At 48.4% G+C, this 15,236-nt stretch carries 14 protein-coding genes; 12 read left to right on the forward strand and 2 right to left on the reverse strand.

Features of this window, described 5'->3' with window-relative positions:
• Window positions 1-275: 275 nt before the first annotated feature.
• The 12 genes from HMPREF9441_RS12065 (at window position 276) to HMPREF9441_RS12120 (ending at window position 14,520) form a co-directional block, all read left to right on the forward strand.
• Window positions 276-797 carry a hypothetical protein gene (locus tag HMPREF9441_RS12065; protein ID WP_008621555.1) on the forward strand — a complete coding sequence of 174 codons (522 nt, stop codon included), beginning with the start codon at window positions 276-278 and terminating at the stop codon, window positions 795-797.
• A gap of 375 nt (window positions 798-1,172) precedes the next feature.
• Window positions 1,173-2,369, forward strand: a complete 1,197-nt coding sequence (trpB, locus tag HMPREF9441_RS12070) for a tryptophan synthase subunit beta (protein ID WP_172634950.1) — start codon at window positions 1,173-1,175, stop codon at window positions 2,367-2,369.
• A 33-nt stretch (window positions 2,370-2,402) separates the two neighbouring features.
• A complete protein-coding gene (locus HMPREF9441_RS12075; protein WP_039865296.1) occupies window positions 2,403-3,803 on the forward strand; it encodes an anthranilate synthase component I family protein in 1,401 nt (466 codons plus the stop codon).
• 24 nt (window positions 3,804-3,827) lie between these two features.
• A complete protein-coding gene (locus HMPREF9441_RS12080; protein ID WP_008621560.1) occupies window positions 3,828-4,403 on the forward strand; it encodes an anthranilate synthase component II in 576 nt (191 codons plus the stop codon).
• A 220-nt stretch (window positions 4,404-4,623) separates the two neighbouring features.
• On the forward strand, window positions 4,624-5,616 hold the full coding sequence (locus HMPREF9441_RS12085; protein WP_244949757.1) for a 6-bladed beta-propeller: 993 nt from the start codon (window positions 4,624-4,626) through the stop codon (window positions 5,614-5,616).
• A 21-nt stretch (window positions 5,617-5,637) separates the two neighbouring features.
• The gene (locus HMPREF9441_RS12090) at window positions 5,638-5,838 is read left to right on the forward strand and encodes a hypothetical protein (RefSeq protein WP_008621562.1); all 201 of its coding nucleotides are present in this window, start codon (window positions 5,638-5,640) and stop codon (window positions 5,836-5,838) included.
• A 313-nt stretch (window positions 5,839-6,151) separates the two neighbouring features.
• Entirely contained in the window at window positions 6,152-7,156 is a 1,005-nt protein-coding gene (gene trpD / locus HMPREF9441_RS12095; protein WP_172634951.1) for an anthranilate phosphoribosyltransferase, read from the forward strand.
• Window positions 7,153-8,001, forward strand: a complete 849-nt coding sequence (gene trpC / locus HMPREF9441_RS12100) for an indole-3-glycerol phosphate synthase TrpC (RefSeq protein ID WP_008621564.1) — start codon at window positions 7,153-7,155, stop codon at window positions 7,999-8,001. The genes trpD and trpC overlap by 4 nt, the downstream gene beginning before the upstream one ends.
• On the forward strand, window positions 7,998-8,633 hold the full coding sequence (locus tag HMPREF9441_RS12105; RefSeq protein WP_008621565.1) for a phosphoribosylanthranilate isomerase: 636 nt from the start codon (window positions 7,998-8,000) through the stop codon (window positions 8,631-8,633). The genes trpC and HMPREF9441_RS12105 overlap by 4 nt, the downstream gene beginning before the upstream one ends.
• Window positions 8,634-8,664: 31 nt before the next feature.
• The gene (gene trpA / locus HMPREF9441_RS12110; protein WP_172634952.1) at window positions 8,665-9,438 is read left to right on the forward strand and encodes a tryptophan synthase subunit alpha; all 774 of its coding nucleotides are present in this window, start codon (window positions 8,665-8,667) and stop codon (window positions 9,436-9,438) included.
• Between the two features lie 692 nt (window positions 9,439-10,130).
• A complete protein-coding gene (locus HMPREF9441_RS12115; protein ID WP_172634953.1) occupies window positions 10,131-12,449 on the forward strand; it encodes a leucine-rich repeat domain-containing protein in 2,319 nt (772 codons plus the stop codon).
• Between the two features lie 409 nt (window positions 12,450-12,858).
• Window positions 12,859-14,520 (forward strand): putative transporter, encoded by a 1,662-nt coding sequence (locus HMPREF9441_RS12120; RefSeq protein WP_008621572.1) that lies wholly within the window; start codon window positions 12,859-12,861, stop codon window positions 14,518-14,520.
• A gap of 8 nt (window positions 14,521-14,528) precedes the next feature.
• Here the strand turns inward: HMPREF9441_RS12120 and HMPREF9441_RS12125 are convergent, their stop codons facing one another.
• Together HMPREF9441_RS12125 and HMPREF9441_RS12130 are read right to left on the reverse strand one after the other, a co-directional pair.
• Window positions 14,529-14,867 (reverse strand): type II toxin-antitoxin system RelE/ParE family toxin, encoded by a 339-nt coding sequence (locus tag HMPREF9441_RS12125; protein WP_008621573.1) that lies wholly within the window; start codon window positions 14,865-14,867, stop codon window positions 14,529-14,531.
• Entirely contained in the window at window positions 14,857-15,105 is a 249-nt protein-coding gene (locus tag HMPREF9441_RS12130) for a hypothetical protein (protein WP_008621574.1), read from the reverse strand. Before HMPREF9441_RS12130 ends, HMPREF9441_RS12125 begins: the two co-directional genes overlap by 11 nt.
• Window positions 15,106-15,236 lie beyond the last annotated feature (131 nt).

Raw genomic sequence — 15,236 nt, forward strand, 5'->3', positions numbered from 1 at the left:
GGAGAATTTTCCCCGAGTGAATACAATACAACCAACGTGGACGTTTCCCGTTGCCTAATCTTTCAGGATGGATTCAAATTTGCGAGATTTGAGACCTAAAGATTACGTCCGTAAACGCCCTTTTCCCATAAAATGCCCGCCAGTCCCTCATGGACAGGCTGAGTCAAAAACAAAATTAATACTTTTTCGGATATATTCAAAGAAAATAAATAACTTTCTCACCGTTTCTTTTATTATATCCCTACCTTTGCATATAAATTAAACATGATCGTAAAATGAGAATAGCCACATTCTTCCTGTTCCTCGGATTGTTCTTGCAAGTACAAGCACAAATGAAACAACCCGACCCAACGGTATTCATATTCGTAGGAGACTCTATTTTCCCGATGAACGTCATAACCAGCCAGACCGAACTTAAAAAAGGTTGGGACATACAAGGCATCAATGTAGGGCGAAAAATAAAAAGATACTTCTCGGGGGCGCAGGCAAGGCAAACCACCGGTCGCCAACCTAAATTTGCCATTTATCCCAAAACGCAGGATTTGAACGACTACGCCTTGATTCGACTGAAAGAAAGACGAGGCTTCCGCTATTTGCCGGCCTCTGAATTTAAAGACTGCGACTATACCCGTGTGGAATTAGGGCTTTTCAACATTGAGAACCTTCCGGGATTAGGCTTTGCCGTAACACCGCTCACACCGCTCTTCCCCGGGGAATACATATTGGTGGATCTTTCTCAAAAGCCCGTCAACCAATACGGAGATGTCAAAGCATACGATTTCACGGTGGAAGAATAACCATTCCCATCTGCAAAATTATCAGTCTGCTTGGAATGTCTCCCGACAAAAAGCAATGCTTCCAACGTATCCCGTTCCAACTATTTTTTATCTCTAAACGAAAAAAACTGTGATTTTATTTGCCAGTTCAGGGATTCTACATATATTTGCAAGCGAAAACAAGAATTTAAAAGACTAAAGCAATAATGTTCTCAAATAAAAATACATATTGGTGGTGGCGCAACTCAAGACCGGAAAAGTCGTGAGGAGCAAGCCTTATATGTATTATCTACATTTACCCTAAAAGAAACATGGAGGCCTGTCGTACTTACGGCAGGTCTCTTTTTTATACCCTTTTTCCCAAGAACAAACAAACGAACCAAAATACAAATGAAGATGAAAACTTATCATGTAAATGAAGAAGGCTATTACGGTAATTTCGGCGGCGCATACGTCCCCGAGATTCTGTATAAAACCGTAGAAGATTTGCGTAAGGCATATCTTCCCATCCTTGAGAGCGAAGCATTCCGCAAAGAATACCATGCGCTGCTGAAAGATTATGTAGGCCGCCCCTCGCCTCTCTACCATGCACGGAGACTGAGCGAAAAATACGGTTGTAAACTCTACTTGAAACGGGAAGACCTCAACCACACCGGCGCTCACAAAATCAATAATGCCATCGGACAAATCCTTTTAGCACGGAAAATGGGCAAAACGCGTATCATTGCCGAGACCGGTGCCGGGCAACACGGTGTGGCCACCGCTACGGTCTGCGCCCTGATGAACATGCCTTGCCGAGTCTACATGGGAGCGACGGACGTGGCAAGGCAACACGTCAACGTAGAACGCATGAAAATGTTGGGTGCCGAGGTTTATCCGGTAGAAAGTGGTAACAAAACATTGAAAGATGCCACGAATGAGGCCATCCGCGACTGGTGCTGTCATCCGCAAGACACCTTCTACATCATCGGTTCCACCGTAGGGCCACACCCCTATCCCGACATGGTGGCCCGCTTGCAAAGCGTCATCAGCCGTGAAATCAAGGAACAGCTCTTGGAAAAAGAAGGACGCAATTATCCGGACTACCTGATGGCTTGTGTCGGTGGAGGGTCGAACGCCGCCGGTACCATCTACCACTACATCGACGACGAACGGGTTAAAATATACCTCGGCGAGGCCGGAGGCCACGGTATCGACAGCGGAGAGACCGCAGCCACGATACATTGCGGTTCATTAGGCATCATCCATGGAAGCCGCACGTTGGTCATACAGGACGAAGACGGGCAAATCATCGAACCCTATTCCATCTCTGCCGGTTTGGATTATCCAGGTATCGGCCCGTTACATGCCAACTTGGCACAAGAGCACCGGGCCACAGTCATGGCTGTCAACGACGACGAAGCTTTACGGGCCGCATACGAACTCACCCGCCTGGAGGGTATTATTCCGGCCTTGGAATCGGCACACGCACTCGGCATGCTCCCACGAATGAAATTCAGGAAAGAGGATGTGGTCGTGCTGACGGTCAGCGGACGGGGTGACAAAGACTTAGACACCTATCTGGCCCACCGCTACGACGAGAATTTAGAATAATAAGGCATCTCATACAAATCCATAAGAAACTCTATGAATACATTTCATTACAGCACGGCTTGCCGACAAATCCTCGGCGACCTCTATACACCGGTCAGCACCTATTTGAAAGTGCGCGACCTTTATCCACAAAGTGCCCTGATGGAGAGTTCCGATTACCATAGCCATGACAACAGCCGTTCGTTCATCGCCCTGAACCCGATAGCCAGCATCGACATCAGCCATGGCACCGTGACCGCCCAATATCCGGACGGTACGCAGGAATCCCGCGAAATCAATGAAAACTATCCGGCCGAACAAGCCTTCAACGACTTTTTATCACGCTTCACCGTGACAGGCGACAAACAGGAGTTTTGCGGCCTCTATGGTTACACGTCCTTCAATGCGGTCCGGTATTTCGAACACATAGAAATAAAAGATTGCATGCAGGAAAAGAACGACGCACCGGACATCCTTTACATCTTATATAAATATGTCATTGCTTTCGACCACTTCAACAATACCATGACGTTAATCGAATTGGTGGAAAATCATGAACCGGATACTCTCGACGAACTGGAACGCGTCATCCGAAACCACAACTTTGCCACCTACGATTTCCGTCCTGTTGGTGAAACCTTCAGCACGCTCACGGACGATGAACATAAAGCCAACATCCGCCAAGGCATTGCCCACTGCTTACGGGGCGACGTGTTCCAAATCGTATTGAGCCGCCGTTTCGTACAACGGTATGAAGGAGACGACTTCAAGCTCTACCGCGCCCTGCGCAGCATCAATCCCAGCCCCTACCTGTTTTATTTCGACTTCGGGGGATTCCGCATTTTCGGTTCCTCACCCGAAACACATTGCCGCATAGAAGGACGCCACGCTTATATCGACCCGATTGCAGGCACGACAAAACGTACCGGCAACGCCGATACGGATGCACAAAATGCAAACTACCTGAAAAACGACCCGAAAGAAAACGCCGAACACGTCATGTTGGTAGACCTGGCGCGGAACGACCTGAGCCGGAACTGCCACGACGTGAAAATGGACTTCTACAAAGACATGCAATATTACAGCCATGTCATCCATTTGGTGAGCCGTGTAAGCGGTACGTTGGATGACGAAGCCGACCCTGTCAAGACGTTCATCGACACCTTCCCGGCCGGTACGCTCTCCGGCGCACCCAAGGTCCGTGCCATGCAACTTATCAGTGAACTGGAGCCGCACAACCGAGGAGCATACGGCGGTTGCATCGGGTTCATCGGATTGGACGGTTCCCTGAACCAGGCCATCACCATCCGTACGTTTGTAAGCCGTAACAACGAGTTATGGTTTCAAGCCGGAGGAGGCATTGTGGCCAAGAGCGACGAAGATTACGAGTTACAGGAAGTCAATAACAAACTGGGAGCTTTGCGCCATGCCATCCAAATGGCAGAACGCTTGTGAAGCTTTCCGCATACATTCAGAATTATGAAAGCAGTCATCATTGATAATTACGATTCTTTTACCTACAATTTATATCATCTGATACGTGAAACCGGCACGGATACTACGGTGCTGCGTAATGACGCATTCGACTTGAAAGATATTGAGGCATACGACAAAATCATTTTAAGTCCGGGCCCCGGCATTCCGGAAGAAGCCGGACTGCTATTAGACGTCATCCATACTTATGCCGGACGAAAGCCGATACTTGGCGTATGCCTCGGACATCAAGCCATCGGCCAGGCTTTTGGTGCACAGCTCGTCAACCTGTCCGATGTGTTCCACGGCGTACAGACTCCTTGTTTCCAAACGGAAAAAGACTATATTTTTCAAGGCATCCCCAAGCAATTCCCCGTGGGACGTTACCATTCGTGGGTAGTGTCGGACGACGGTCTGCCTTCCTGTCTCGAAGTGACAGCGGTCAGCCCAGAAGGACAAATCATGGCGCTGCGCCACCGCGAATACGACATCCACGGCATACAGTTCCATCCGGAATCCGTACTCACCCCGAATGGACGAGCCATCGTGGAAAACTTCCTCGGGCACACCTTGTGTCCATAAATGATGTTTTACGACATGTTTCCATTTATTTCATGTGCCAAATATTTGTAGTTTACTTATTACTACATATATTTGGCACAAGTATACATATGTACGACTGACTATTTATAGAATAAAACAAAAAAACAAACGACATTGAATCCCAAGAATGTTACCCACAATGAACTTAAAGCATTATTTCATAGCAATAACACTTTGCGCCCTGTACATATTAAACTTGATGGGGTGCAAGAACCAGCAAGACGCGAACGAAAAGGACTTACTTACCATCCACATCAAGGATTACGAGAATAAAGTCATTCCGCGTCCTGCCGTCATATCAAGTATCGACACCATTGCTTTAAACACCTGCGGTAATTTCATGGGAGACATCAAAACCGTATGCATTTCAGACTCCATGGTGTATGTGTTGGACAGAGCCAATACCGTATGGGCTTTCAAATTCCCTTCAGGCGATTTCGTCAAACGCATCCGGAACGTGGGACATGGAAACGGAGAATACGTTTCTGCCTGGGCCATGACTTTGGGAGATAGCCTTTTGTTCTTAATGGACTTTGACACAAAAAGCATATTGGCCTATGATGCAGTCCTCAATTACAAGTCGTCATTCCGCTATGGATTCCCTGCCATGGATTTCATAAAAGTCAAAGACGGCTTCCTTTTCCTGAACTTGTTAGCGACTGAGAAGTTGCATCGCATTGTGCATACCAACAATCTGGGGGAAGTACAACAAAGCTATTTGCCATCCAAAATGAGTTTGGACATGATTTACAATGAAACCTCTTTTGTCCGGGATAAAAACGGGGAGGTTTACATCTTCCCTCCGTTTTCCAATGAAATATACCGTTGGACTTCCGGAGGACCAAAACCGGCATTCCGAACAGATTTCGGTAGAAATACCGCCAAAGACAATGTGAAATCAAGTTATGACATCACGGAATCCGAAAGAGCCTTCAACACCGGCTTTTTCATTGTAGACCACCATATAATAAATAACTTTTACCACTCAGGGAAAACTTATTACTCATTCTACAACATGAAAAATGGAAGACAACACCAAGGGTATGCAGACACGACAGAGGTCATACCGTTTGCACCCCGATGGCAATCCTCCAATGGTCTGATAGGCTACATACTTACCAATGACTATGACAAGTGGAAGCCTCAAAAGGACTCTTGTGATGCCGCATTGTTCGTTTTCCATTTGAAGTAACACGATTGAGCCAAAGATGGTTTGCAAAGTGTCTTCCAGCAAGACAAAAGGGCCAACCCCCAACTGCCCTCCAATCCCATGTTGCACACTTTCCTTTTGGACGAAAACAACGAGGTGTTGGTAGTAGGAAACCCTTTGGAAAATGAGAAAATAGAGCGGATGTTCTGGAGAACCGTGAAGGAAAAGTTAGGAACTGGACAAAAAGAAAAAGCCAATGATTAATGCCCCACACGCATAAAATTCATCTTTTCATCCGAAAAAACTGTGATTTTGTTTGCATACAAAGAAATTCTCTGTATATTTGCAACCATAAAACAAAACAAGAAACAAACCAGACAATGTTCTTAAATAAAAATACATATTGGTGGTGGCGTAACTCAAGACCTGAAAAGTCGTGAGGAGATAGCCTTATATGTATCATCAACCACATACCAATGTGAAGACATGGAGGCCTGTCGTACTTACGGCAGGTCTCCTTTTTTATACCCATTCCCTTGCAAACCACATACCAATAAAACTTAAATACATCACAAGCATGAAACAAATACTCACAAAAATTACAAACGGCGAGGTGCTGACCCGGGAACAGACCTGCCAGATCGTCCGTCATATTGCAGACGGGGAATACAACGACGTGCAAATCAGCGCCTTGCTCACCGGACTGATTATGCGGGGCATCAAGGTGGACGAAATGCTCGGCCTGCGCGACGGGCTTATAGAAACCGGCCAGCCCGTGGATTTCTCCCCTTACCGAGTCATTGACATCGTGGGGACAGGCGGTGACAATAAAAACACATTCAACATCTCCACCTGCGCCTGTTTCGTAGTGGCAGGAGCCGGTTACAAAGTAGCCAAACACGGCAATTACGCCGCCACCTCGACTTCGGGAGCGAGCAATGTCATAGAGCATCATGGCGTGCGGTTCACGGCCGACAGCAACCTGTTACGCCGCAGCATGGAGGCGTGCAACTTTGCCTACCTGCATGCCCCGCTGTTCGCCCACGGAATGAAAGCCGTGGCCCCCGTACGCAAAATGCTTCAGATACCGACCTGTTTCAACCTTCTCGGTCCGCTGGTCAATCCTTGCCGCCCGGCCTATCAATTATTAGGCGTGGCCAACCTGAACCAAATGCGGCTGTACAGCAGCGTGTATGAGAAGTTGGGTATCGGTTACGGTATCGTGAACAGCATAGACGGATATGACGAAATCTCGCTGACGGGTAATTTCAAAGTCAAGACCAACACCATGGAGAAAATCTTCCGGCCTGCCGACCTCGGTCTGCCGACCGTCCGCCCGGAAGAACTCTACGGTGGTACAACCCCAGACGAGGCTGCGGAAATTTTCGACAGCGTACTCGAAAACCGCTGCACGGAAAGCCGAAAAAACGTGGTATTGGCCAATGCGGCCTTTGCCATCAAAGTCATCGAACGGGACAAGGACATCGCCGAATGCCTCGCTATCGCCCGCGAATCGCTGGAAAGCGGACGTGCCCTGGCTTGCCTGAAAACATACGTGGAACTTAACAATAAAAACTTATGAAAGACATATTAGAAGAAATATTGGCATACAAACGCAAGGAAGTGGAACGGGAGAAAGCTGAGTTACCTCCCGAACAGCTCTTCGCCCTCGTAGAAGGCAGATGGAGAAACGCCCATGACGGGACTGCCCGCCACGGCAAAGTCCCGGCATACATGACCGACGCACGGAAGCACCGCTCCATGCGCGAGAGTCTGGCAGCCTCGCGTTCCGGCATCATCGCGGAATTCAAACGGAAATCCCCTTCCAAAGGGTGGATTAAAGAAGAAGGACGGGCGGACGTCATTCCGGCCGCCTATGCCGCAGCCGGAGCCGCAGCCCTCTCCATACTGACCGACGGAAAGTATTTCGGCGGCTGTTTGGACTACATACGGCAAGCACGTCCGATGACGGACACCCCCATCCTGCGCAAAGAGTTCATCATTGATGAATACCAACTCTACCAGGCTTGCCAAGCCGGAGCGGATGCCGTGCTACTGATTGCCGCTGCCTTGACGCGCCCCGATTATGAACGCTTGACCCGGAAAGCCCATGAATTAGGACTGGAAGTGCTGTTGGAGATACACACGGAAAAGGAATTGGACTACCTTGCCGAACGTCCGGACATGTTGGGCGTGAACAACCGCCATCTCGGGACGTTCCACACTGACGTGGAAAATTCCTTCCGTATCGCCTCTCTCTTGCCGGACGACCTCCTTTGGGTGTCGGAAAGCGGAATTTCAGAACCGGACACAGTCCGTCGGTTACGGGATGCCGGCTTTCGCGGTTTCCTGATGGGCGAAGCCTTCATGCGGCAACCTGCCCCCGGGGCGGCCTTGAAAACATTCATTCAAAGCGTAGAACGATGAAACCACTCCTAATTAAAGTATGCGGCATGCGCGACGCGGACAACGTCCGCCAAGTGGAAGCCCTCACGCCGGACATGATGGGGTTCATCTGCTGGGAGGGCTCCCGCCGCCACGTAAGCCGCCTCCCCGACTATCTGCCGGAGACTTGCCGTCGCGTAGGCGTTTTCGTCAACCCGGAAATCGGGTATGTACAGGAACGGCTCAAAACCTTCCGCCTCGACCTCGTGCAACTACACGGGCATGAGACACCGGAGTTCTGCCGAAGCATAAAAGAAGAGGGGCTGAAATCCGGCCGTGCCCTGCAAATCATCAAAGCCTTCGGCGTGGCTCTCGACGAACCGTTCCCGCATACCGAAGATTACGAAGCGGATTGCGACTTTTTCCTATTCGACACGCGTTGCCCCACGGCCGGCGGCAGCGGCCGGACATTCGACTGGGATGTCCTGCAAAACTACCACGGACATACGCCCTTCTTCCTGAGCGGAGGCATCGGTCCGGACAGTACGGACCGTCTTCGCAGCTTTTCACACCCCGCATGGGCGGGCGTGGACTTAAACTCGCGTTTTGAGACGGCTCCGGCCCTGAAAGACGTAGGCCTCCTCACCGATTTCATCAAAGATTTACGTGAATAAAATATATCAGATAACTAAAATACAATATATTATGAACAGAATCAATAAACTATTCAACGAGAAGAAACAGAATATCCTTTCTTTGTATTTCTGTGCCGGACACCCGACGGCCGGAAGTACGGCTGACATCATCCGCACATTGGCCGCACGAGGCATAGACATGCTGGAAATCGGCATCCCCTTCAGCGACCTGATGGCCGACGGACCCGTCATCCAAGACGCTGCCACGAAAGCCCTGCGAAACGGCATGAGCCTGCACCGCCTCTTCGAGGAGCTGAAAGACATCCGGCAAGACGTGGAAATCCCCTTGATACTGATGGGATACCTCAACCCCATCTTCCATTATGGTTTCGAAGCCTTTTGCCAAAGCTGTGCGGACTGCGGGATAGACGGGGTCATCATCCCCGACCTCCCCTTCCGGGACTATATGGAAACATTCAAACCCATAGCCGACCGCCACGGGCTGAAAATCATCATGCTCATCACGCCGGAAACCAGCGAAGAGCGTATCCGTCTCATCGACCGGCACACGGACGGTTTTATCTACATGGTATCGTCGGCTGCCACTACCGGTGCACAAAAAGAGTTCGACCGCACCAAACAGGCCTACTTCGACCGTGTAAACCAAATGGGACTGACCCATCCGCGTATGATCGGCTTCGGTATCAGCAACCGGCAGACCTTGGAATCTGCCCAAAAGCATGCCGCCGGCGCCATTATCGGCAGCCGGTTCGTCGCCCTGCTCGACCAATACGGCTCGGCTACGGAAGCCCTGGACAAACTATTAGATGATTTAAAGAAATAAACTATCGTACATAGAAAAGGAGGGCAAAGAATATTTTAATTATCACAAAAATATCCTTTCGCTTTTATCCGACGGACAACATTTTATCGTATCTTTGCATTACAATTACAAATGAATATAACATAAATTATAATCAATACGAAACAGACAGTAGTAAAATGAAATGCAAAAGAAAACTTTCGATGCTAAAGGCATAGTTTTCATTAGAGAATTAACAACAAGTGGGACTGTGATGATAAAAACAGTTTCACCATGTAAAACAAAACAAAGGGAAAGCGTTCCTGTTCTATAACTTTTTGACATTGGGCTTTTAGCTCTTGTTCTCTTCCTATTGAATACCGCCAAACATTCAACCAACGAGGACAAGCAGTGTGAAGGTTCACGCTCATAAGGCGTGAACCGTTCTGTGCTTGTTGTTGGTAAGGTCACTTGGCGGTAACCTAATAGGAAGGCAAGCTATGAACGGTTATACGCCTTTTTCTTATCAAACCATCACAAATATGAAAAATAAAAAAGGACAAAGGTTATTTTCCTTTCTCAAAGGAATAACTTGTTTTTTATTCTTGGCACAAACGGGCACTGGTTGGGCGCAAAAAGACTCTTTGTATTATGACGAAGAATCAGGTTGCTCTTGGGAGTTCCTCATTTATGACGACCATGTAGAAGCCACAGGTCTTAAAGGGGAAAAATATATGGAAGCAAAACTACCGGCATACATTGACAGAAAACCAGTCACTGTCATCAGCCCGCAGTTCTTAGGAGGATATGTTCACTCTGGTACGCACTATTTCTTTGCTACAATTATCGTCCCAACGACCGTTGAAGAAATAGGAGATCAGGCATTTACAAGTGCACAAGATTTGGAAATCGTTTTTGAAACTCCGTCTTCCCTAAAAAGGATCGGCAAGGAAGCTTTCGCTTATTGCGGTTACCTCAAACGTGTAGAGCTTCCTGAATCGGTGGAAGAAATTGGTGAAGGATGTTTTGCGGGCAATCAAAACTTGAAAGTGGTTACGCTACCGTCTACCCTAAAAGAAATTCCCAAACGCGCATTCGAGGGATGCTCCGACTTACAGGATTTCCAAATTCCCCAGTCAGTAGAGGTTATCGGTGAAAGGGCTTTTTACGGAGCCACAAAGCTGAAGACCACGCTTCCACCCAACCTGAAAGAAATCGGGGCTTACGCGTTCTACATAGGTCATACTTCTGCATATGAGTATAATTTAACCGAAATGAACGGAAAAATGCCAGAAACTTTGGAAACCATCGGTGATTATGCTTTCGCAGGATTCAATATGCCAAGCACTATCAAAATCCCCGACGGGGTGTCCACAATCAACAATGGCATATTCCAATATTGCGAAGACATCGAGAAAATAACCCTTCCCGAGGCCATAGGGCGTATCGGTGCGAACGCATTCGACGGTTGCGTCAGTTTGGAAAGCGTCAACATCCCGTCAAATACAAGCTACATCGGCAATTCAGCCTTTGCCAACACAGCCTTGGAGAAAGCAGACTTGCCTGCTTCCGTGACTTTCATCGGCACAGGTGTCTTCAACGGTTGCGGAAAGCTGTCTTCGGCCACTTTGCCCGACCTGCTGACAAGCATCCCGGCAAACATGTTTACCGGCTGCACCTCACTGACATCGATAGAAATACCCAATACTGTCACATCTATTGGGAACGGTGCACTCTCGTGCGCTTTAGAATCTGTCAGTTTGCCTGATTCACTAAGGACAATCGGGGATGATGCATTTAAGGGGACACGCTTGCGCTCCATTGTCATTCCTCCCTTAGTGACAAGCATCGGCAAAGGAGCTTTAGAATGCGCAAGCTACGGTTCATATCCCGACTTCACGACCTATCTGGACTACATCATCCTCGAAACCAAACAATATGTAAGTTTGGAAAAAGCCATAAACCAAGACTATGTTTATGAAACGCTGTACCCTCTCCACCTCATCGTACCGTCAAACCTGAAACAAGAATACGAAACGGTTACATATAAGATTGTAAGAGGCGACATAACGGGTTACGACCCTAAAGGGGTGAATGAAATCGCCTCCAACCAATATTATACATTCAGGAACAGGAGCACAGGCCAATACTTGCAACTCAGTGCCAACGGTGAGGACGAAACCGCTTTAGTGACTGAAGCGGACATGCGCTGCAGTGCCGGTGCACAAATACGCCTGATTGAAAGCGGCACGGCCAATAAATACTATATGGCCGTGCAAAATGTAAGCGACCCCATGCTTGGCACACTCAACTTCAAGGGTGAAGATGCCCCAATCGAACATCCGGCTTTTTGGAGGTGGAACCTCACGGTAGACGGACAATATCTGGCCGTGGACGACAAAGGCAACTTTGTCAAGACAGACAAAGCAGACGACAATGCCGACTGGTACATTGCCCCCACCACAGAATTTGATGTGAAAATGAAAAACGGGGAAGACGGACTATCCTATGCCACGTTGTATCTCCCGTTTGATGTACAGGCATCCGGAAGCAGCAAGATGTATGTAGCTACAGGAAGTGACGATAAGGCTGTTAAACTGACGGAAGTCGCTGACGGAAAACTGAAAAGCGGAAACGGGGCATTGATAATGAACAGCGAAGGAGCCGATGTGGTGACTTTACAAATCACCTCACGCGCACAAAAGCCATCCGTCAACTTGTTTGAAGGAAGTTACAAAGACCAATACCAGGCATCTGCGGAAAACGAATATTACGTATTGGACTTCACTACGGAAAACGGCATTGGTTTTTATCCTCCGGAAACACCGGTCTTAAAAGCCAACGAAGCGTACCTGCCATACAATGATGCCAACCCAAACGCGGTATTTTTAAGTTTGGACTTTGAGAATTCAGGAAGCGGTATCCATTCCACAACAACAGATACAGCCCCGACATCAAAAGGCCAAATGTTCGACTTGCAAGGACGCCGTATCATGCACAGACCCCAAAAAGGCATATATATAATGGACGGACGCAAATATGTCGTGAAATAAAACTCATTGGACAGCATCCATACAGGGGCACAACAAACAAATACAAGGAGCGTTTGTTGTGCCTCTCTTTATTATGTCCGTAACACAAGACATCCCCATCCAAGAAGCTTGAACCCTCATGAAATAGAATCTCTAAAAAAATACAACATTCCATATTCTAATGGCATTTATTTCCGTACAAACATAACACACTGACTAACAATAAATAAACTAAATAAGAATAGACAAAAATCAATCTCAGGCGAACGAAAAATCAGTTGCCTGAGATTGATTTTTCGTTTGCCTGAGATTGATTTTTTATTTGGCGCAGATTGATTTTACCGGCTCCTCCGGCACTTTTTCATGGTAAATAATCCTGATTTTCCATCTACTTGCACTTTATATGGCCAAAAAGTGATACCTTTGCAGCATGGAATGGATTGACAGTTTGTTTTTCGAGCATAGCGCCATACAGGCCATCGTGGTATTGTCATTGGTCACTGCCGCCGGGTTGTGGTTGGGAAAGATGCACGTGTGGGGAATATCCTTGGGAGTCACTTTTGTATTCTTCGTCGGCATTCTGGCCGGGCACCTCGGCATTTCATTGGATGCCGACATGCTCAACTATGCCGAAAGTTTCGGACTCGTGCTTTTCGTCTATGCCTTAGGATTGCAGGTAGGCCCCGGTTTTTTCAGTTCCCTGCGGCACGGAGGGGTCAAACTGAATTTGTTGAGCCTCGGAGTAATCTTCATCGGAACGGCCATGACCGTACTTCTAAGCTATGGCCTGTCTATTCCCTTGCCGGACATGGTGGGCGTCCTGTGCGGAGCCACCACGAATACACCGGCACTCGGGGCGGCCCAACAAACCTTGAAGCAGATGGGAGAGCCATCCAGTAGCGCAGCCTTAGGGGCGGCCGTGGCTTATCCGCTCGGTGTCGTGGGAGTCATCCTTGCCATTCTGGTCATCCGGAAAATACTTGCTCGCCCGGCGGATATGGAAGAAAAAGAGACGGAAGACCACAACCATCCGTACATCGCCGCATTCCAGTTGCATAATCCGGGCATTTACCATAAGACCATTAAGGATTTGGCACTCTACAGCCATACGAAATTCGTCATCTCCCGCCTGTGGAGAGACGGAAAGGTAACTATCCCGACCGGCAGCACGGAGTTGTTGGAAAACGACCGGATTCTGGTGGTAACTACGGAAAAAGATATGCCTACCCTGACCCTGCTGTTCGGCGAACAGGAAAACCGGGATTGGAATCAGGAAGATATAGACTGGAACAGCATAGACCGAAACTTAGTGTCGGAGCATATCGTAGTGACCCAAGCTGAAATCAACGGCAAGCGTTTGGGTTCGTTGCACCTGCGCAACACTTACGACATCAACATCAGCCGCGTGTTGCGTAGCGGCGTACAAATTCTGGCCACTCCCGACCTCATCCTGCAATTAGGCGACCGGCTGACGGTGGTGGGCGAAAAAACGGCCATCAAGCGCGTGGCCGGCATATTGGGCAACTCCGTCACCACACTTCGCGAACCCAATCTGGCCGCCATTTTCATCGGCATCGTACTGGGATTGATATTGGGTTCCGTGCCGCTCAGCATGCCGGGCATCAGCAGTCCGGTAAAAATGGGACTGGCAGGCGGCCCTATTATCGTAGGAATATTGGTAGGATGTTTCGGGCCGCGCCTGCACATGCGCACTTATACGACCCGTAGCGCCAACCTGATGTTGCGCGGTATCGGGTTGTCCCTTTATTTAGCCGGTATCGGTATCGATGCGGGTGCCCATTTCTTCGAGACCGTCGTCCGGCCGGAAGGGGCGATATGGATTGGTTCCGGATTTCTTATCACCGTGGTACCGGTGCTGCTGATGGCCGTGGTGGCCATGCGGATGTGCGGGATGAATTTCGGTTCCACTTGCGGCATGTTGTGCGGCAGCATGGCCAACCCCATGGCTTTGAATTACGTGAACGACAGTTTTCCCGGCAACGACGCTTCCGTCAGTTACGCCACGGTCTATCCGTTGGGGATGTTCATGCGTGTGGTAATCAGTCAGGTGGTGCTGATGTTGTTCTTATAAAAAACGGCTCACAAGCCGTTTTTGCGAAGCAGTGCCTCGATTTCATGAGCCGACACCGATTCGCGTTCCGCCTTGTCGTAAATATAAAGCAAGTTGATTTCCGTTTCTTCGACAGCCACTACCACCGTGAAAGTGATGACCCTTGCCCCGCCGCTCTTTCCCTTTCCTTTAGAAGCGATACGCATGCGGATTTTGCGCAAACCTCCTCCCAAGTCGGTACCGGCGGTAGGATTAGCCAAGATTTCATCACGCAAAGCCTTGATGTCGGATTTCAATGAAGGATAACGTTTGGCCAACCGCTTCACTTCTTTCTCGAAAGTACGGTCTAATACGATTTTATAATTCATTGATCAACTCCTCCAACGTCTTTGCCTTATTTCCACTATGCTTCCTCTCGACCATTTCTTTCAGTCCCGCATCAATCCCTTTCAGGATTTCCTCTTTGCCGATATATTCTGTTTCTTCCGTCTCTTTCTGTTTGGCGAGGCGCGTAACGGCTTTCACGGCCTTCCGCATCAACGATTCGTCCTCTGCAATAATACTGAGCTGGCGGAAAAGTTCCGCATTCAATTCCATTGTAGTCATAAACTGTTCCTCCTTGTTTTGTATATTGCAAACTTACAAAAAAAGCCTGATTCTTATGTCTTTCGGACAGAAAAATCATTTTGTCTTTATAAATAAAAAACATCCTTCCTTCGAAAAGCCGCAAAATCATG

Origin of the sequence: Paraprevotella clara YIT 11840 (assembly GCF_000233955.1) — a bacterium.
GTDB lineage: Bacteria > Bacteroidota > Bacteroidia > Bacteroidales > Bacteroidaceae > Paraprevotella > Paraprevotella clara.

Coding starts and splice junctions, on each gene's coding strand:
- HMPREF9441_RS12065 (WP_008621555.1), top strand. CDS start 276: ATGAGAATAGCCACATTCTTCCTGTTCCTCGGATTGTTCTTGCAAGTA.
- HMPREF9441_RS12080 (WP_008621560.1), top strand. CDS start 3,828: ATGAAAGCAGTCATCATTGATAATTACGATTCTTTTACCTACAATTTA.
- trpD (WP_172634951.1), top strand. CDS start 6,152: ATGAAACAAATACTCACAAAAATTACAAACGGCGAGGTGCTGACCCGG.
- trpC (WP_008621564.1), top strand. CDS start 7,153: ATGAAAGACATATTAGAAGAAATATTGGCATACAAACGCAAGGAAGTG.
- HMPREF9441_RS12105 (WP_008621565.1), top strand. CDS start 7,998: ATGAAACCACTCCTAATTAAAGTATGCGGCATGCGCGACGCGGACAAC.
- HMPREF9441_RS12120 (WP_008621572.1), top strand. CDS start 12,859: ATGGAATGGATTGACAGTTTGTTTTTCGAGCATAGCGCCATACAGGCC.
- HMPREF9441_RS12075 (WP_039865296.1), top strand. CDS start 2,403: ATGAATACATTTCATTACAGCACGGCTTGCCGACAAATCCTCGGCGAC.
- HMPREF9441_RS12130 (WP_008621574.1), bottom strand. CDS start 15,105: ATGACTACAATGGAATTGAATGCGGAACTTTTCCGCCAGCTCAGTATT.
- HMPREF9441_RS12115 (WP_172634953.1), top strand. CDS start 10,131: ATGGAAGCAAAACTACCGGCATACATTGACAGAAAACCAGTCACTGTC.
- trpB (WP_172634950.1), top strand. CDS start 1,173: ATGAAAACTTATCATGTAAATGAAGAAGGCTATTACGGTAATTTCGGC.
- HMPREF9441_RS12125 (WP_008621573.1), bottom strand. CDS start 14,867: ATGAATTATAAAATCGTATTAGACCGTACTTTCGAGAAAGAAGTGAAG.
- HMPREF9441_RS12085 (WP_244949757.1), top strand. CDS start 4,624: ATGGGGTGCAAGAACCAGCAAGACGCGAACGAAAAGGACTTACTTACC.
- trpA (WP_172634952.1), top strand. CDS start 8,665: ATGAACAGAATCAATAAACTATTCAACGAGAAGAAACAGAATATCCTT.